19 protein-coding genes and 2 pseudogenes are annotated in these 18,042 nt (G+C 66.4%); 1 reads left to right on the plus strand and 20 read right to left on the minus strand.

What is annotated here, in order from left to right; all coding sequences use genetic code 11:
- Positions 1–5: 5 nt before the first annotated feature.
- The 16 genes and pseudogenes from ACSQ76_RS13430 to ACSQ76_RS13505 form a co-directional block, all read right to left on the minus strand.
- Entirely contained in the window at positions 6–218 is a 213-nt protein-coding gene (locus ACSQ76_RS13430; RefSeq protein WP_437156977.1) for a DUF5337 domain-containing protein, read from the minus strand.
- A gap of 13 nt (positions 219–231) precedes the next feature.
- Positions 232–885 (minus strand): endonuclease, encoded by a 654-nt coding sequence (locus tag ACSQ76_RS13435; RefSeq protein ID WP_437156978.1) that lies wholly within the window; start codon positions 883–885, stop codon positions 232–234.
- Positions 886–1,235: 350 nt separating this feature from the next.
- Positions 1,236–2,477, minus strand: a complete 1,242-nt coding sequence (locus ACSQ76_RS13440) for an NADH-quinone oxidoreductase subunit E (protein ID WP_437156979.1) — start codon at positions 2,475–2,477, stop codon at positions 1,236–1,238.
- Positions 2,477–2,767 carry a hypothetical protein gene (locus ACSQ76_RS13445; RefSeq protein WP_437156980.1) on the minus strand — a complete coding sequence of 97 codons (291 nt, stop codon included), beginning with the start codon at positions 2,765–2,767 and terminating at the stop codon, positions 2,477–2,479. Before ACSQ76_RS13445 ends, ACSQ76_RS13440 begins: the two co-directional genes overlap by 1 nt.
- Positions 2,768–2,840: 73 nt before the next feature.
- Positions 2,841–4,076, minus strand: coding sequence for an NADH-quinone oxidoreductase subunit D (locus ACSQ76_RS13450; RefSeq protein ID WP_437158206.1), 1,236 nt, complete (start codon positions 4,074–4,076; stop codon positions 2,841–2,843).
- A 14-nt stretch (positions 4,077–4,090) separates the two neighbouring features.
- On the minus strand, positions 4,091–4,258 hold the full coding sequence (locus ACSQ76_RS13455) for a hypothetical protein (RefSeq protein ID WP_306128811.1): 168 nt from the start codon (positions 4,256–4,258) through the stop codon (positions 4,091–4,093).
- 27 nt (positions 4,259–4,285) lie between these two features.
- A complete protein-coding gene (locus tag ACSQ76_RS13460; RefSeq protein ID WP_306128810.1) occupies positions 4,286–4,897 on the minus strand; it encodes an NADH-quinone oxidoreductase subunit C in 612 nt (203 codons plus the stop codon).
- A gap of 21 nt (positions 4,898–4,918) precedes the next feature.
- On the minus strand, positions 4,919–5,554 hold the full coding sequence (locus tag ACSQ76_RS13465) for a NuoB/complex I 20 kDa subunit family protein (RefSeq protein ID WP_306128809.1): 636 nt from the start codon (positions 5,552–5,554) through the stop codon (positions 4,919–4,921).
- Complete coding sequence (locus tag ACSQ76_RS13470; RefSeq protein ID WP_057789898.1) at positions 5,545–5,910, minus strand: NADH-quinone oxidoreductase subunit A; 366 nt, start codon at positions 5,908–5,910, stop codon at positions 5,545–5,547. The genes ACSQ76_RS13465 and ACSQ76_RS13470 overlap by 10 nt, the downstream gene beginning before the upstream one ends.
- A 318-nt stretch (positions 5,911–6,228) precedes the next feature.
- The gene (locus ACSQ76_RS13475; protein ID WP_437156981.1) at positions 6,229–7,491 is read right to left on the minus strand and encodes a hypothetical protein; all 1,263 of its coding nucleotides are present in this window, start codon (positions 7,489–7,491) and stop codon (positions 6,229–6,231) included.
- A gap of 81 nt (positions 7,492–7,572) precedes the next feature.
- Entirely contained in the window at positions 7,573–8,361 is a 789-nt protein-coding gene (locus ACSQ76_RS13480) for a crotonase/enoyl-CoA hydratase family protein (protein WP_437156982.1), read from the minus strand.
- A gap of 63 nt (positions 8,362–8,424) precedes the next feature.
- Positions 8,425–9,284: pseudogene (locus tag ACSQ76_RS13485) on the minus strand (hydroxymethylglutaryl-CoA lyase).
- Complete coding sequence (locus ACSQ76_RS13490; RefSeq protein ID WP_437156983.1) at positions 9,271–9,954, minus strand: glutathione S-transferase family protein; 684 nt, start codon at positions 9,952–9,954, stop codon at positions 9,271–9,273. Before ACSQ76_RS13490 ends, ACSQ76_RS13485 begins: the two are co-directional and overlap by 14 nt.
- Positions 9,951–10,604, minus strand: coding sequence for a glutathione S-transferase family protein (locus ACSQ76_RS13495; protein ID WP_437156984.1), 654 nt, complete (start codon positions 10,602–10,604; stop codon positions 9,951–9,953). Before ACSQ76_RS13495 ends, ACSQ76_RS13490 begins: the two co-directional genes overlap by 4 nt.
- Positions 10,601–12,550 carry a biotin carboxylase N-terminal domain-containing protein gene (locus ACSQ76_RS13500; protein WP_437156985.1) on the minus strand — a complete coding sequence of 650 codons (1,950 nt, stop codon included), beginning with the start codon at positions 12,548–12,550 and terminating at the stop codon, positions 10,601–10,603. Before ACSQ76_RS13500 ends, ACSQ76_RS13495 begins: the two co-directional genes overlap by 4 nt.
- 98 nt (positions 12,551–12,648) lie before the next feature.
- Complete coding sequence (locus ACSQ76_RS13505; protein ID WP_437156986.1) at positions 12,649–14,253, minus strand: carboxyl transferase domain-containing protein; 1,605 nt, start codon at positions 14,251–14,253, stop codon at positions 12,649–12,651.
- 158 nt (positions 14,254–14,411) lie between these two features.
- On the opposite strand from ACSQ76_RS13505, the gene ACSQ76_RS13510 reads away from it, so the two are divergent.
- Complete coding sequence (locus ACSQ76_RS13510; protein WP_437156987.1) at positions 14,412–15,023, plus strand: OmpW/AlkL family protein; 612 nt, start codon at positions 14,412–14,414, stop codon at positions 15,021–15,023.
- Between the two features lie 80 nt (positions 15,024–15,103).
- Here the strand turns inward: ACSQ76_RS13510 and ACSQ76_RS13515 are convergent, their stop codons facing one another.
- From ACSQ76_RS13515 to ACSQ76_RS13530, 4 genes and pseudogenes are all read right to left on the minus strand, one after another.
- Positions 15,104–15,709 carry a hypothetical protein gene (locus tag ACSQ76_RS13515; protein ID WP_437156988.1) on the minus strand — a complete coding sequence of 202 codons (606 nt, stop codon included), beginning with the start codon at positions 15,707–15,709 and terminating at the stop codon, positions 15,104–15,106.
- 2 nt (positions 15,710–15,711) lie between these two features.
- Complete coding sequence (locus tag ACSQ76_RS13520; RefSeq protein ID WP_437156989.1) at positions 15,712–16,188, minus strand: lysozyme inhibitor LprI family protein; 477 nt, start codon at positions 16,186–16,188, stop codon at positions 15,712–15,714.
- Positions 16,185–17,682, minus strand: a pseudogene (locus ACSQ76_RS13525) (AMP-binding protein). Before ACSQ76_RS13525 ends, ACSQ76_RS13520 begins: the two are co-directional and overlap by 4 nt.
- 70 nt (positions 17,683–17,752) lie before the next feature.
- Positions 17,753–18,037 carry a hypothetical protein gene (locus ACSQ76_RS13530; protein WP_437156990.1) on the minus strand — a complete coding sequence of 95 codons (285 nt, stop codon included), beginning with the start codon at positions 18,035–18,037 and terminating at the stop codon, positions 17,753–17,755.
- Positions 18,038–18,042 lie beyond the last annotated feature (5 nt).

Raw genomic sequence — 18,042 nt, forward strand, 5'->3', positions numbered from 1 at the left:
AACCCCTAGTTTCCCCGGCTGTCGCGCCAGATTTGATAGATGAGCCAGAAGGCGAACAGGAACCCCGCCAGCGCGACAAGGTCGAAGACGAGGCGCAGCCCGGTGCTGAACCCCTCCTTCTCGCCGATCAGGGTGACAAGCACCCAGAACACGCCCGTGCCGGCAATCACCAGCCCGGCGCGTCGGCCCTTCTTCGGCACTTGGTTGCGTTTGCTCATGCGCCTCGCTCATTCAGTAAACATCACCCTTGTCCACGCGCGTCGAGAAGTCGGTCTCACCGCCCGCCGCCAGGGTTTTCGCCTGGTCGATCCAGTTGTCGCGGCTCACCCGGCCCTTGAAACCGATCAGGTTCGCATCGACCCAGGCCACCTCCTGGTCCGTCCAGCCGGCGATCTGGTCGAAATGGTAGACCCCCATGTCGTGCAGGACGCCTTCCAGCTTGGGTCCGACGCCCTTGATTTCCTTCAGGTTGTCGGCCTTGCCGCCGCGCGGGGCGCTCAGCATCTCGGGCTTGGTGCCCACGTCCTCCTCGCCGGTCTCCGCCGGTTTGGCCTTGGGTTTGGCGGCCGTCGTCTTGGCCTTGCTCCCGGTCTTCGCCTTGGGCTTGGACACGGCCTTCGGGGCCGCGTCCACCCCGGCACCGGCCTCGGCATCCGTAGTGGCCGAGGTAAAGGTCGGATCCTGCGCCGTGGCCGCATCGTTGCCGCCCGAATGCGTCTCGGCCCGCATGGCGACCTTGTCGGTGCCCGCCGCCGCGGCACTGGTGCTTGCTGCGGCCGCGCCGGTGCCCGAGCCCGTGCGCGCGTTCAACGGATCGGCCTTGTTCGGCAGGACCGGCTCGGGCTCGGTGGCCACCGGCGGGTTCGGCTTGGGCGGGTTGGGCACCGGCGCATTCGGCGCGGGCGTGCCGCGGTCCTTGGGCGCATTCGGCTTGGGCGGGCCGGAGGGCCTGCCCCCGCCGATGTCGCCGTCGCGGCGCTTCCCTCGGGCATCTCCTCCAACTGCCCCAGGTCCGCGTTTTCGCCAGTGCAGAAGATCTGCAGCAGGACCAGCGCCATGAACACGCCCATCGCAAGCCCCAGCAGAAGCGCCGCGAATATCCCGACTTTCGCCAGCGCGGCGTAGATCGCGATGATCCCCGCCGCAACACCGACACCCAAGCATACCAGCTTGCACTGAGACTTCAGTATATCATCGAACATGGCTCAAACTCCCTGTGGCGTGAAGATCGTCTGTCAGACGTCCCCCTTTTTGGCTTTCTTCGAAAAATCCGTCGTACCACCATCGGCCAGGGTCTGCGCCTGGGCGACCCAGTCGTCCCGGCTCACCCGTCCCTTGAACCCTTCCAGGTTCTGATCCACCCAGGCGACCTCCTCCGGCCCCCATGCGGCGATCTGGTCGAAATGGTAAAAGCCCATCGAGTGCAGAAGCTTTTCCAGCTTCGGCCCCACGCCCTTGATCATCTTCAGGTCATCTGCCCCACCTTCGCGCGGCGCGTCCATCGTCGCTGGCTTGGTGCCCTCGCCCTCTGCCGACGCGTCAGCCTTGGCAGCGGCCTTCGGTTTGGCCTTTTCGCTCTTGTCCTCGCCGGCGGGCTCGTCCTTGGACACCGGGTTGGCCTTGCTCTTGGCGGGCGCCTCGGCCTTGGTCACGCCGGTATCGTCGGCGGGCCGCCCTTCCGAGCGGTCAGGCTTCGCGGCATTCAGCCCCGGGTTCGCCGGCGACTCGTTTATCTTCACCTTCGGCGGCGCAGGCTGGTGGTTCGCCCCGTGCTCGCGCCACGGCGCTGCCAGCGGCACCTCGGACCCGTCGATCCGCTTGATCGTGTCGTTCAAATCGACCGCCCGCTGGACCGAGCCATTATACTTCGTATGCCCCGAGTCGAACTCCTTCAGCGTCGTCAGACCGGCCAGAGGCTCGGACGCATAGCGCCCGTTCTGCGGCCCCGGCACGGGCACCTTGCCGGCGGCGAACTCGTCGATCATCTCGGCGAACCGCTCGGCGGTCAGGTCTTCATAGTAATCCTTGCCGATCTGCGCCATCGGCGCGTTGGCACAGGCCCCCAGGCACTCGACCTCTTCCCAGCTGAACTTGCCGTCCGCGCTGACCGTATGCGGCGTGTCGGCGATCTTCTCACGGCAGACCGCCATCAAGTCCTCGGCCCCGCAGATCATGCAGGACGTGGTGCCGCAAATCTGGAAATGCGCCACGCTGCCCACCGGCGACAGCTGGAACATGAAATAGAAGCTGGCCACTTCCAGCGCCCGGATATGCGCCATCTCCAGCATCTCGGCGATATGCTCGATCGCCGGACGGCTCAGCCAGCCCTCCTGCTCCTGCGCGCGCCACAGAAGCGGGATGATGGCACTCGCCTGTCGCCCTTGCGGATACTTCGAGATCTGCGCCTCGGCCCACGCCTGGTTGTCGGGCGTGAAGGCAAAGCTCTCGGGCTGTTCTCTGTGTAGACGTCTCAGCATCAGGCTGCACAGGCTCCTGTCGTCATTCTGATCCCGCCGCCCTCAAGGCGCACGGCGCGTTCGGTGGTGACCATGTAGGCGGCCATCTGGGTCGATTGCTCGCGGCTGAGGCCGGTCTGCAATTCGACCGGCAGGTAATCCGCCTCGGTCTTCAGGGTGCAGCCGATGCTGGCCACCGCGACCTGAAACTTGGCCACGTCCTGCTCGCCCGTCCCCTCGGGCGGCGCGGTGCAGCCCGCGACGATCCCCATCGCCGCAATGGCGCCCATCAAACCGATCTTCTTCTTCATCTTGTCGTCTCTCCGAACCTTCGCCGCCCTGTTCCGGCCTTGTCATTCTGCAGGGAAATACCCGGTGCACCGCCTAGCGGTCGATCTCCCCAAACACCACGTCCATCGTCCCGATGATCGCCGCCACGTCGGCCAGCTGATGCCCGCCCGCCACATGGTCCATCGCCTGCAGGTGCAGGAAACCCGGCGCGCGCAGCTTGGCGCGGTAGGGTTTGTTGGTGCCGTCCGACACCAGGTAGACGCCGAACTCGCCCTTGGGCGCCTCGACGGCGCAATACACCTCGCCCTCGGGCACGTGGAACCCTTCGGTATACAGCTTGAAGTGATGGATAAGCGCTTCCATCGACGTCTTCATCTCGCCGCGCTTGGGCGGCGTGATCTTGCCCCGGGCCAGGATATCGCCCTGCCCCTCGGGTGCACGCAGCTTCTCGATCGCCTGCAGGATGATCGAAACCGACTGCCGCATCTCCTCCATCCGGCACAGGTAACGGTCATAGCAGTCGCCGTTCTTGCCCACCGGGATCTTGAAGTCGAACTCGTCATAGCATTCATAGGGCTGCGCCCGGCGCAAATCCCACGCCATGCCGCTGCCCCGCACCATCACCCCGGAAAAGCCCCAGTCCAGCGCCTCCTGCTGGCTGACGATGCCGATATCCGCGTTACGCTGTTTGAAGATCCGGTTTTCCGTCAGCAGGCCGTCGATATCGTCCATGAATTTCGGAAACTCGTCCCGCGCCCATGTCTCGATATCGTCCAGCAGTTCGGGCGGCAGATCCTGGTGCACGCCGCCGGGCCGGAAATAGGCTGCGTGCAGCCGCGCGCCACAGGCCCGCTCGTAGAAGATCATCAGCTTCTCGCGCTCCTCGAACCCCCACAGCGGCGGGGTCAGCGCGCCCACGTCCATCGCCTGCGTGGTGACGTTCAGCAGGTGGTTCAGCACCCGCCCGATCTCCGAGAACAGCACCCGGATCAGGCTCGCGCGGCGCGGCACCAGCACTCCGGTCAGCTTCTCTATCGCCAGGCACCACGCGTGCTCCTGGTTCATCGGCGCCACGTAATCCAGCCGGTCGAAATAGGGCAGGTTCTGCAGGTAGGTGCGGCTTTCCATCAGCTTTTCGGTGCCACGGTGCAGCAGGCCGATATGCGGGTCGCAGCGCTCCACGATCTCGCCGTCCAGCTCCAGCACAAGACGCAGAACGCCATGCGCCGCAGGGTGTTGCGGGCCGAAGTTGATGTTGAAATTGCGAATCTTCTGCTCGCCGGTCTCGGTATCGGCAAAGCCTTTGATCAGCGGTTTGGAGCCGTCCATCATCCTTGGTCTCCTTATCCTCTATCGTCCGCGCGGGGGCCGAACGCCATCAGGTACAAAAGCGCCAGCGCGCCCAGCGGAAAGATCGCCACCAGCGCCCAGGCGCTGGCAATGCCGTAGCCCGGCAGCAGCTTCCAGAAGGGAACCACGAACGCCGCCATGAACAGTATCGCCCAGAACATGTCCGCCGCTCCCTTTTCCGATCCGGCTCACTTGGCCTTCTCGTCGGTTTTCTCGTCGCCCGGCAGGATATAGTCGGCACCCTCCCACGGGCTCATGAAGTCGAACTGCCGGTATTCCTGCACCAGCTTGACCGGCTCGTAGACCACGCGCTTCTGCACCTCGTCATAGCGCACCTCGGTATAACCGGTGGTCGGGAAATCCTTGCGCAGCGGGAAGCCGCGAAAGCCGTAATCGGTCAGGATTCGCCGCAGGTCCGGGTGGCCGCTGAACAGGATGCCGAACATGTCGAACACCTCGCGCTCGAACCAGTTGGCCGAGGGGTGCACATCGGTGATCGACGGCACCATGTCCTCTTCGCGCACCGCCACCCGCAGGCGGATGCGCTGGTTCTGGTACATGCTCAGAAAATGATAGACCACGTCGAACCGCTTGGGCCGGTCCGGGTAATCCACGCCGGTGATGTCCACCAGCGTCGAAAAGCGGCAGTTCGGATCGACCTTCAGGAACTCCACCAGCCCCTTCAGGCTCGACAGGGTCGCGGTCATGTTCAATTCGCCGCGATCCACCGACCAGCCGGCCACGCAATCGGGGCGGCGGGTTTCGATATGGGTGGCCAGTTCGGTCAGCGCATCAGTCATCTTGCATCCCCCAAAGGCGCCTCAGCGCACGATCGTTCCGGTACGCCGGATCTTGCGTTGCAGCTGCATGATACCATAGACCAGCGCCTCCGCCGTGGGCGGGCAGCCGGGCACATAGACATCCACCGGCACGATCCGGTCACAGCCGCGCACCACCGAATAGCTGTAGTGGTAATAGCCCCCACCATTGGCGCAGGACCCCATCGAGATCACGTAGCGCGGCTCGGGCATCTGGTCATAGACCTTGCGCAGCGCCGGCGCCATCTTGTTGGTCAGCGTGCCGGCCACGATCATCAGGTCCGACTGGCGCGGGCTGGCGCGCGGCGCCGTGCCGAACCGTTCCAGGTCATAGCGCGGCATCGAGGTGTGCATCATCTCGACGGCACAGCACGCAAGCCCGAAGGTCATCCAGTGCAGGCTGCCGGTGCGCGCCCAGTTGATGATGTCCTCGGTCGACGTGACAAGGAACCCCTTGTCCTGCAACTCGCGGTTCAGCGCCTGCGTGGCGGTGTCGCGCTGATAGTCGTCGGCATAGGCCTCCAGCGGCACCTGGCTCGACGGTCCGGTCTTGACCCGCGGCGACTGATAGCCCTCGCTCTGCACCTCGGTGACCATCTCGTCATCGGTGGTGTGCGCGGTCTTGTCCTCTACTGCCATTCCATCGCCCCTTTCCGCCATTCATAGGCAAACCCGGCCGTCAGCACCGCCAGGAAAACCATCATCGACCAGAACGCGGTCATGCTCAGATCCGCAAAGGCCACGGCCCAGGGAAACAGCATCGCGATTTCCAGATCGAATATGATGAACAGGATCGAGACAAGGTAGAACCGGACATCGAACTTCATCCGCGCGTCGTCGAAGGCGTTGAAGCCGCATTCGTAGGCGCTGACCTTTTCGGGGTCCGGGTGGCGCACGGCCAGAACGACCGCCGCGAGGATCAGGACAAGTCCGAGACCGATGGCTATCCCCAGAAGAACGAGAACCGGGAGGTACTCCCGCAGCATCTCTTCCACGTGTGGCTCCTTTCATGCGCGCCGTGCCGTCAAGGCGGGCCGCGCATAAGATTGGCGTACAGTACTCGTGAGGGTTTACCGCTGCCCCGGGGCAGGGTCAACCAAGCGAGACGTGATTTCGCGCGCCCTTCGACACAAGGAAAACCGCGAATACGCTGCTGTATCGGAAATACGTGGTTTTTGGTGTACCAGACAAATTGACGCGTCCCGGTTCGGGCGCGAAACGCCCCGGCACTTCGGGGGCACGAACAGGCCCGGATCGCGACTTCGCGCGACGCATATCGCTCTGCGCCGCGCGCTCCCTTCAGCGGCCCCCGGTCAGAAGGTCAGCTTCACGCCGGCGATCAGCGTATGCGACTCCACCGACCGGTCGCCTGTGAATGTCGGTAGGATCAGCGGCACGAAGCCCGCGTTATACATGTATTCCGCCCCCAGCGTGACATGCGGCGCGGCCTCGTACTCCACACCCAGAATCACCTGCTCCATCCGTTCCCACTCGCTGCCGTCACGGCCCTGAACGCCGCGGCTGGCCGAGATCGACCACGTCACCGGGTTGCCCGCGATCTGCCGATGCCAGCGGGCCTGCACCGTCGTGGCCTGCACGTGATGCCCCGTCGCGGGCCAGTCATGCATCGACCGCGTGAACTCCGCCTGCACATCGAACCGCGGCCCGCTCCAGGTCAGGTTCACATCCCAAAGCTCGTTCCAGAACCGGTTGATCCCCCGCCCCGGCGGGTGATGCGCGATCGTGCTGTCATAGATCGACCCGCGCAGGTACCCGGCCCCGATTGTCAGGTCATGCCTCGGCGCGACCCCGAACCGGTGCGATCCGTTCACAGCGAAATTCGACAGCGCGCCGTCGTTCCTGGGGCTGCTGATCACCCGGTTGCCGCGATGCGCCGGGATCGACGTAAAGGCCAGTTCGGTGCGGTCCGTGACATAGCCCAGTTCGATCACCGGGTCCTCGCTCTGAGCCCAGAAATAGTGGCTCGAATGCGTGTGGGTGAACGGCGCGTAACTGGCGAAATTGCCAAAATTCAAGGTCTTGCGCCCCACCGCCAGGTAAAACGGCGACCGGCTCAGATCCCCCAGCACCAGCATGTACTTGCGCAGCTGGATGTCGTCCTGCCCGGGATACTCGACCTCGGTGAACTCGCCTTGCACAAAGCCCGTGACCCAGGGCAGCGCCAGCGTGGCGTTCAGCGAGATCTCGTTGATCACGCCATAGCCGTCCGACCGGCCCGCCGTATGGGTCGGTGGCAGCCGCGACAGGATCGGGAACTTGCCCGGCGTGTTGCTGCGCTCGGATATCCACGTCGCGATCAGTCGCCCGCCGAAGGTCAGCGACCCTTCCGGCACCCGTCCGCCGGCCCGCGCGCGCAACAACAGCGCCGCCTTGTTCGTCACGTCGTTCTGGCGGTCGAACATTTCTTCGGAAAAACGCAGATCGGCACGCAACCTGCCGTCCGACGACGAATAGATACCCTCCTGCGCCGCGGCAAAGCCCGCCGCGAGCCACCAGAACCCGGCGCCAAGGATCACCGTTTCCAACGCGCCGAAGGCCTGCATCATCCGCTTCATGACTGTCCTTTCCGTCCCGACCCGGGCCAGAAAGCGTCAGAAAGATTGAATTATCGTTAAAAGCCGCGGGAAATCCGGCGATCAATCGCCGCCGCGCCACGGCGGATCGCGCTTGTCGAAGAAGGCCGCGATCCCTTCCTGCGCCTCGGTTCCGGCCCAGCAGGCGCTGAGCGCCTTGATGGTGTCGTCGATCACGCCGTCGTCGATCGGCGGGCCCAGACGGCGCAACAGCGCCTTGGCCTGCGCTACGGCCCCGGGCGCACAGTCCAGGTAGGGCGCCACCTCGTCCTCGACCGCCGCATCCAGCACGTCGCCGGGCACGGCGCGGGCCAGCAGGTCCATCCGTACCGCCTCGGCGGCCCCGAACCGCCGGCCCGACATGAAGACCCGCCGCGCCCGCGCCTCGCCCATCCGGGCCGCCACGTAAGGCCCGATGGTGGCCGGGATCAGCCCCAGCCGCGTCTCGGTCAGCGCCATCTGCACGCCCTCGGACCCCACCGCCACGTCACAGACCGAGACCATGCCCAAACCGCCGCCGAACGCATTGCCATGCACGCGGCCGATCAGGGGCTTGGGCAGCGTGTTCAGCGCCTGCAGCATATAGGCCAGCTTGCCCGCCTCCCCGGCACGGGTTTCAGGATCGGCCTCGAACTGGTCGCGCATCCAGCCCAGGTCTCCGCCCGCGCAGAATGTCTTGCCCTCGGCGGCCAGCACCACCACGCGCACATTGTCATCCGCGCCAAGTTCATCGGCGGCGGCATGCAACTCCGCGATCATCCGCGCCGACAGCGCGTTGTGCTTGTCCGCCCGGTCCAGCCGAAGCGTCGCCACACCGCGCGCATCGCGCTCGATCCTCACCGTCTCATACATCCGCTCTCTCCCCGCGCCAAAATTCTTCCAGGAATTTTGACAAGAATTTTCCAAAAATTCTTGTCACCCGGCCCGCATCGCGCGCGCCATCTTCTCCGCCCGCTCCAGCACGTGCCGGTCCAGCCCGGTCTCGTACCCGAGCGCCGTCAGCCGGTCATGTACCTTTTCGGTGGCCACGTTGCCCTTCGCCCCCGGCGCATAGGGACACCCCCAAGACCTCCGACGGCCGCGTCGAACACCCGCACGCCCAACTCCAGCGACATCTCGATGTTGTCCAGCGCCCGGCCGCCCGTGTCATGGTAATGTCCCGCCAGCTTCTCCGCCGGCACCACCTGCACTACCGCGCGCAGCATCGCCGCGATGGTCTCGGGCGTGCCCTGCCCGATCGTGTCGCCCAGGCTGATCTCATAACAGCCCATCTCGTACAGCCGTCCCGCAACCTCGGCCACCTGCTCCGGCGAAACCCTCCCGTCATAAGGACAGTCCGTCACGCAGGAAACATAGCCGCGCAGCGGCACGCCCACCTCCCGCGCCGCCTCGGCCACCGGGGCAAACCGCTGCAAACTCTCTTCGATCGTGGCGTTGATATTGGCCTTGGAAAACCCTTCCGAGGCCGACCCGAAGATCGCCACCTCGTTCGCCGCCGCGGCCATCGCGTCCTGGAACCCGCGCATGTTCGGCGTCAGCGCGGCATAGCTCACCCCCGGCACACGGGTGATCCCCGCCAGAACCTCGGACGAGCCTGCCATCTGCGGCACCCATTTGGGGCTGACGAAGCTCGCCACCTCGATCCGGCGAAAGCCCGCGCCGCTGAGGCAGTCGATCAGCGCCACCTTGTCGGCCACCGGGATCTCGTGCTGTTCGTTCTGCAACCCGTCGCGCGGGCCCACCTCGAATATCTCGACCCGTTCAGCCACGCTCATCCTCCTCCGGCGCCGCATAGAACGCCTGTTCATATATCCGCGCGTCGGTCTGTCCCGGCAACGCCGCCCGGTACGCCGCCCGCTCGCTCAGCCGTTCATACCACTTCGCCGTCTCGGGAAACCCGTCCAGCGTCGCGAAATGCCGCGCCATGTAAACCGCCTGCCCCACGGCGATGTCACAGGCCGAATAGCCTCCGGTCAGCAGGTAGTCGCGATTCTCCACCGGCGTGCTCAGCCGCGCCTCGATCGCGCCATAGCACTTGCGCAGGCGCGCTACCTCCAGCCGCATCACCGTCGGGCTGCGCATGTGATCCTCGCGCAGCATGATGTGCTGCTGGGTCAGGATCGCCACGTGCTGGCTGACTGTCTCGGCGAAATGCAACCAGACCAGCCAGGCCATCCGATCCATGTCGCCCGGCATCCGGCCCATCCCCCGCTCGGGGAACTTCTCGCACAGGTATTCCATCATCGCGCCCGATTCGAACATCCGCTCGCCCTCGATCTCCAAAGCAGGCACGCGCCCTGCGGGCGACAGGCTCAGGAACTCGGGCTGCCGCAGGCTCTTGTCGAACGCATGAGTCACCACGCGAAACGCCACGCCCTCCAGTTCGTACAGCAGCCACAGCACCCGCATCGAGCGGCTTTGCGGCACATGGTGCAGGACAATCACGCCATCGCCTCCCTGGTCAGGTTCGGACGCGTCTCTTGTGCCACGTCGCAGGTTTCCATCCAATCGCACCACGCCGCCAGCGCGGGCCGCGCGGCAATCATCTCCGCACCGCCCGGCACCATGGCGAAATAGTCCAGCATCGGCCACAGGTGGCAGCTTGCCAGGTCCAACGCGCCGGGCCGCAGCACCAGGTCTTCCGCCGCAATCTCCTCCAGTGCGTCCAGCACGCGCGGCGCCTCGGCCAGCCCCTCGGCCAGGGCGGCATCGTCTCCACTCGCGCCCTCCAGCGCCGCGAAGACCCCGTGGGAAAAGGCCTGCCGCACCAGCGGCCCGTAGGCATAGCTGTCCGCAATCCCCATGACCTGCCGCATCTGCGCCCTGGCCTCCGGGGCTTCGGGTACCAAGCGCGGTTCCGGCGCGATGCCCTCAAGGTAATCGAGTATCGCTTGCGTCTCCCACAGCCGGAACGCCCCTGCCTCCAGCACCGGCACGCGGCCAAACGGATGCAGCCGGCTCAGCGCCCCCGAGCCTTCGCCGAACGGGTCGCACTCGGCATAGTCATAGCCCAGCCCCTTCGCCGCCAGCACCATCCGCACGCTGCGCGTATAGACGCTGAAACGATAGCCGGTCAGCCGCAGCCCCTCCGTCACGCCGCCGCCTCCGCGTCCTCCTCCAACCGGATCAGCGCCGCGCCCGCCTCCACCTGGCTGCCCGCATCGGCCAGCACCTCGGCGACCACCCCGTCGCGCGGGGCCAGCAGGCTGTGCTCCATCTTCATCGCTTCCAGCACCGCCAGCCGGTCGCCCTTGGCCACTTCCTGCCCGGCTTCGGCGAACACCGCCTTGACCATCCCCGGCATCGGCGCCTCGATCACGCTGGCGTCGCCTGCGGCAAACTCGCCCCGCTCCAGCGGATCGAGAATGTCGAACCCGATCCCGTAGCCCGCAAAGACCGTCACCAGGTCGCCCGTCACCGCCACCTCCGGCGCAAGCTGGCCGTCCAGCTGCCAGCGCCCGCCCACGCGCCGCGCCTCAACCATGCGCTCACCGACCTCCACGTCATGCGCCTCCGCCGACAGGCTTTGCACTTTTACCTGAACCTCCTCGCCCTCGCGCCGCAGCACCGCGCTCCACCGCAAAGGCCGCCACAGGACAAAGCCCGTCGCCGGCCCGCCGCCGTCCAACAACCCAAGGCTCGCCAACGCCGCCAGCGCCACGGTCCTGTCAGTCACCACCGGCGCCGCACTCAACGCCTCCAGATCCCGCGCGATCAGCCCGGTATCCACCTCCCCCCGGCCGAACCCCGCGTGCCGTGCCAGCGCCCCCAGGAAGGCCAGGTTCGTCACCGTCCCGGCCACCTGCGTCGCCTCCAGCGCCGCGCCCAGCCGCTGCAGCGCCACGGCCCGCGTCGGCCCATGCGTGGTCAGCTTGGCGATCATCGGATCGTAATGCGGGGAAATCTCGTCCCCCGCCCGCACGCCGGTGTCCGCCCGCGCGCCTGCCGGAAACGCCAAATGCCGCAACCGCCCGGTCGCCGGCAGGAACCCTTTCGGCACGTCCTCCGCATAGAGCCGCGCCTCGAAAGCGTGCCCATTGATGCTCAGCTCTTCCTGCCGCTTCGGCAGACCCTCGCCCGCGGCCACCCGCAACTGCCACTCCACCAGATCGACACCCGTGATCTCTTCCGTCACCGGATGCTCCACCTGCAACCGCGTGTTCATCTCCATGAACCAGAACCCGTCCGTGCGCAGCCCATCCGAGCCGTCCACGATGAACTCCACCGTCCCCGCCCCGGCATAGCCGATCGCCTCCGCCGCGCGCACCGCCGCCGCCCCCATGGCCTCCCGCACCTCTGGCGTCATCCCCGGCGCCGGCGCCTCCTCGATCACCTTCTGGTGCCGCCGCTGCAACGAACAATCCCGCTCGAACAGATGCACGGCGCTCTGCCCATCGCCAAAGACCTGCACCTCGATATGCCGCGGCTGCTGGATATACTTCTCGATCAGCACCGCGTCGTTGCCGAACGCGGTACGGGCCTCGGCCTTTGCACTCTCCAGCGCATCGACGAAATCTTTCGCGTCCTCGACCAGCCGCATCCCCTTGCCGCCGCCGCCCGCCACGGCCTTGATCAGCACCGGATACCCGATCCGGTCCGCCTCCACCTCCAGGTGCCCCGGATCCTGGTCTTCGCCATGATAGCCCGGCACAACAGGCACCCCGGCCTCGTCCATCAGCGCCTTGGCCGCGTCCTTCAGCCCCATCGCCCGGATCGCCTTGGCCGACGGCCCGATGAATGTCAGCCCCGCCGCCTCGACCGCCTCCACGAAATCCGGGTTCTCGCTCAGAAACCCATAACCCGGATGGATCGCCTGCGCGCCGCTCTCCCGCGCCGCCGCGATGATCTTGGCGCCGTCAAGGTAACTCTCCGCCGGCGCCGCCCCGCCGATATGCACAGCGGCATCCGCCAGCGCCACGTGCCGCGCCGCCCGGTCGGCATCGGAATAGACCGCAACGCAGCGCACCCCCATGGCCCGCGCCGTCTCCATCACCCGGCAGGCAATCTCGCCCCGGTTGGCAATCAGGATCGTGTCAAACATCTTCGGTCTCCAAACTCCGCGCCATCTCCTGCGCCGCCTCTTCTTCTGGCCAAAAATATCCCGGGGAGCGCGAGGGGCTGGCCCCTCGCCCACGCACCTCACATCCGGAACAGACCAAACCGCGTCTCCTCCACCGGCGCATTCAGCGCCGCCCGCAGGCTCAGCGACAACACGGCCCGCGACTTCCGCGGATCGATGATCCCGTCATCCCAAAGCCGTGCGCTGGCATAAAGCGGATGGCTCTGCGCCTCGAACATATCGACAGTGGGCTGCTTGAACGCCGCTTCCTCCTCGGCGCTCCATGTCCCGCCCTTCCGCTCGATCGCATCGCGCTTCACTGTCGCCAGCACGCCCGCCGCCTGCGCGCCGCCCATCACGGAAATCCTCGAATTCGGCCAGGTCCACAGAAAGCGCGGCTGATAGGCCCGCCCGGCCATGCCATAGTTCCCGGCCCCGAACGACCCGCCCACCAGCATCGTCACCTTGGGCACCGAGGTCGTCGCCACCGCCGTGACCATCTTGGCCCCGTGCCGCGCGATCCCTTCGTTTTCGTACCGCCGGCCCACCATGAACCCGGTGATATTCTGCAGGAACACCAGCGGCACCTTGCGCTGGCTGCACAGCTCGATGAAATGCGCGCCTTTCTGGGCGGCTTCGGAGAACAGTACGCCATTGTTGGCGACGATCCCCACAGGACATCCCTCCACATGGGCAAAACCCGTCACCAGCGTCTCCCCGAACCGCGCCTTGAACTCGTCGAACCGGCTGCCATCCACCAGCCGCGCGATGACCTCGCGGATGTCGTAAGGCGTGCGCAGGTCCCCCGGCACCACGCCCAGGATCTCCTCGGGGTCATAGGCCGGCTCCTCCGGCGCCTCCAGCCGTAGGGTGGGTGACAACCCACCCCCCAAAGACCCCACAGCCCGCCGCGCCAGGGCCAGCGCATGCGCATCGTCCTCCGCCAGGTAATCCGCCACGCCACTCAGCCGCGTGTGCACATCTCCCCCGCCCAGGTCTTCTGCCGTCACGTCCTCGCCCGTCGCCGCCTTCACCAGCGGCGGCCCGGCCAGAAAAATCGTCCCCTGGTCGCGCACGATGATCGTCACATCGCTCATCGCCGGCACATAAGCCCCGCCCGCCGTGCACGACCCCATGACGACAGCGATCTGCGCAATCCCCTTCGCGCTCATCCGCGCCTGGTTGTAGAAAATCCGCCCGAAATGATCCCGGTCAGGGAACACCTCGTCCTGGTTGGGCAGGTTCGCCCCGCCCGAATCCACCAGGTAGATGCAGGGCAAGCGGCATTCCTCGGCGATCTCCTGCGCGCGCAGGTGCTTTTTGACGGTCATCGGATAATACGTGCCGCCCTTCACCGTGGCGTCATTGCACACAACCATGCAGTCGCGCCCCTGCACGCGCCCCACGCCCGCGATCACGCCTGCACAAGGCGCCGCGCCGTCGTAGAGCCCGTGCGCCGCTACCGCACCCACCTCCAGGAACGGACTGCCCGGGTCCAGCAGATTCGCCACCCGCTCGCGCGGAGGCATCTTGCCCCGGCTCTTGTGGCGCTCCCGCGCGGCCGCGCCGCCACCTTCGGCCGCCGCGCGCGCGGCGTCTTCCACCACCGCCAACGCCTCCAGATGCGCCTCCCGGTTGGCCTGGAACTCCGCCGATCCGGTCAGGATCTTCGAGGCAATCTTCATCGCACCGCTCCTTTCACATACCCTTCCACCGCCGCAGCGCAGCAGCGCGGCGCCCGTCGGCGCCACATCAACATTCCGTCGCTATTTTGACTTGCATCAAGGCGGCTTAGCGATTGCGCAGGCATACTCCACCCATTCAAGACAGAAGTGGAAAGACCATGAAACACCTCACCGCCCTCGCACTCGCAGCAATCGCCGCCACCACCGCGCCCGCCCTCGCGCAGGAGCGCGGCGACGTCTCTCTCGGCATCGGCCTCGCCGGCGTCATCCCCGAAAGCGGCAACGGCGTGCTCGCCGGCCCCACGCCGATCAGCATCGACAACGGCTACTCGCTGTCGCTGACCGGTGAATACTTCATCGCCGACAACCTCGGGATCGAGCTTCTGGCGGCCTGGCCCTTCGCCCATGACATCGACACCGGCGGCGCCCGGATCGGCGAGGTCAAGCACCTGCCGCCCACCCTCTCGCTGCAATACCACTTCACCAACAAAGGCAACGTCACACCCTTCATCGGCGCGGGCATCAACTATACCACCTTCACCGAGTCGAAGGCCGTCGGCCCGCTTGCCGGCAATCACCTCGACCTCGACGACAGCTGGGGCCTCGCCCTGCACGCGGGCCTTGACTACAAGGTCTCCGACCGCGGCGCCCTGCGAACCGATATCCGCTGGATGAACATCGAAAGCGACGTCAAGCTGAACGGCGTGGACATCGGCAAGGCCAAGATCAACCCGTGGGTCTTCGGCGTGTCCTACGTGCACACGTTCTGATCCTTCCTGGGGGACGGGGAAGCAGGCGGGGCGGGCCTTCGGGCCGGCCCCGTTTCCGTATGTGGCACGCAGCGTCTGAGTCATTCTTCCGGCCTCGAACGCGGCCGCACCGGGTCCGGCGCGGCGATCCAGCCTGCCTTGAAGGCAGGCGGCACCATGTCCTGATGGCGCGCCACCTGCCACGCGATCACGGCCGCGCGCAGCCGCCCGTTGGCCTCGCGGGCCCGGCACCACATCTCCATCCGTGGGCTGTGCCCGGCACAATCCCGCCCCGCCGACATGCCATGCGCCAGGTGGAAGAGCTGCTCGTAAAGCACGTCCGCAAAAGGTTTTTCCGCCTCCGCGATTTCCGCGTTTTCGGGCTCCGGCAACTCGGTCAGCACCCGCGCCCGCCAGATATCCTGCTCCACCGCCAGCGCCTTCTGACAGCCCAGCGGTTCCTCGGACCGGTCGCAGATCACGATCCCGATCGTGCCACAAAACTCCACCCCGTTCACATTGGCCAGCGGGTAGCCTGCCTTCTCCGCCGGGGTCGGCGCAAACGCGTCGACCGCCTGCTCGTAACGCAGGATCTCGCCGCGCAGGCAGGTGGCGAAATCCGGCAGCGGCGCGTCATCGGCCAGCGCCACCGCGGGCCACAGGGCCGCCTGCGCCAGCATCAGGACCAACTCGCGCCGCCACGCCATGCCTACAGCCCTCCGCGCATGTCGCGCAGTTCCAGCGCCCGCTGCGCGGTCATTCGCATCAGGCAGGACGCCGCCGCGACCGACCGGATCGTGCCGCCCCGGTTGCGCTCATAGGCCAGGCTGCACTCGGCGTCGCGAAACGCGATCCACGCCCGCTGCGCCGTCAAAAGCGCCTCGGACACAGGCGGTTGGCCGGTATCGAACTGATCCACCTGCGCCCGGGTCGCCTTGTACTCCCGGTTCAGAATCGCATCCCACGCCGCCGTCTCGGCTTGCACACACGCAACGACGCCGATGGTCGAGGACCCGCCCGGCTGCGTCTGGCACTGGTTGGCGGCATCGCCCACGCAGCTCGGCACGCCCGCATCGCGCGGGGCGCCGTTGAAACAGGCCGCCACCGTGGTCTCGTCCACTCGTGCCTCCTGCGCCTGCGCGGCACCTGCCGCTATCAGGACAATCGCAATACTGCGTCCAATCATGCCTCACCCTCCGTTTCCGCCACGGCGCGCGCCTTCAACTCCTTGCGAATGACCTTGCCCGTCACCGTCATCGGCAGCGCGTCCAGGAACGTCACCTCGCGGGGGTAAGAGTACCCCGCAAGCCGTTCTTTCACATGGGTTTTCAACGCCTCGGCCAAGGCCTCATCCGCCGTCGCGCCGTCCCGCACCACCACATAGGCCTTCACGATCTCGGTCCGCAACGCGTCAGGCTTGCCCACCACGCCCACCGTCGCCACCGCGTCATGCGTGAGCAGGCAATCCTCGATCTCCGCCGGCCCGATCCGGTAGCCGGAACTGGTAATCACGTCATCCTCGCGCCCGACGAAGCGCAGGAACTCCTCGTCCCACACCCCCGGTCGCCGGTCAGCATCCAATCGCCCTTGAACTTCTCCGCCGTCTGCTCGGGCCGGTTCCAGTATTCCAGCATCATGCTGGCCGACCCGCGCCTTACGGCGACATCGCCCTCTTCATCCGTGGGCCGGCCGTCGCGGTCCAGCACCGCCACCTCGTGCCCCGGCACCACCTTGCCGATACACCCCGGTTTCGGGTCGAACAGGCTCTGGCACGAACAAGCCACAAGGTTGCACTCTGTCTGCCCGTAAAACTCGTTGATCGTCAGCCCGAACGCCTGCCGCCCCCAATCCAGCATCTCGGCGCCCAGCGGCTCGCCCCCGCTCGCGACCGTGCGCAGCCCGTCGATCCGCGCATCCGCCGCCTTCAGCATCCGCAAGGCGGTCGGCGGAAAGAATATATTCCGAACAGTGCCCTGCCGGATGATATTCACACAATCATCGACACTGAACTTCGGCAAACGTGCCGCCACCACCGGCACGCCCAGACAAAGCCCCGGCATCAGGATATTGAACAGCCCCCGATCCAGGCCCAGTCCGCCGGCGTCCACAGGCAGTCGCCTTCGTGCTGGCCCAGGAAATCATGCGGCATCTCCACCCCCGGCAGATGCCCTGTCAGCACCCGGTGCCCGTGCAGCGCGCCCTTGGGGCTGCCGGTCGTCCCACTGGTATAGATCAGCACGGCAGGGTCGTCCGGCCCGGTCTCGGCCGTGTCGAAGCAGCCCGCGTCGGGCAAGTCCACCTGCTCCGGCACGAAGGCCTCCACTTCCGGCAAAACCGAAAGCATATCAATACCTTCAACGTCAGTGACGACGATCTTCGCCCCCGCGTCCCGCACCCGGCTGGTCAGCGCATCTTCGCGAAACAGCTTGAACAGCGGGATCGACACCGCCCCGATTTTCCAGATCGCTATATGCGCCGCCGCGCACCATCCCCCCTGGCTGCGCAACACGCCCACCCGGTCGCCCCGTGCCACGCCACGCGCCACCAATGCATGCGCCAGCCGGTCCGCCATGTCCCGCAGATCGCCATAGCTCAGCTCCCGGCCCATCTCCGCCAGGTCCTTGATCGCCACGCGTTCCGGCTCTCGCCCGGACCAGTCGTCACAGACCTGCGTCGCCATGTTCAGCCGCGCCGGAAGGTCCCAGGAAAATCCGGCCCTCAACGCATCATATGACTTTTTCTCCAACACCTTACGTGCCTTCCTTCATCTCTTGCCGGTCGGTTACCTCGCCAAAGCGGTCCACGAAATACTCCACTCGCACACCGCCCGCACGCCCGCAGGTCACCACCAGCCACAGCGACACCGATTCCGCCGGCGTGGCCTGGCAATCGCTCCGCTCGGCCCCGGCGCCTGCCTCGGCCACGTACCTGTCCGCCACCGCTTCGATCACGGCGGTTTCCGTCGTTGTCACCGACCGCCCGCCCAACAGAAGCGCCAGCACGGCGCCACAGCAGACCAGCGCCAGAAGCGGCACGAAGA

This window comes from Roseovarius sp. B08 (assembly GCF_051417955.1).
GTDB lineage: Bacteria > Pseudomonadota > Alphaproteobacteria > Rhodobacterales > Rhodobacteraceae > Roseovarius.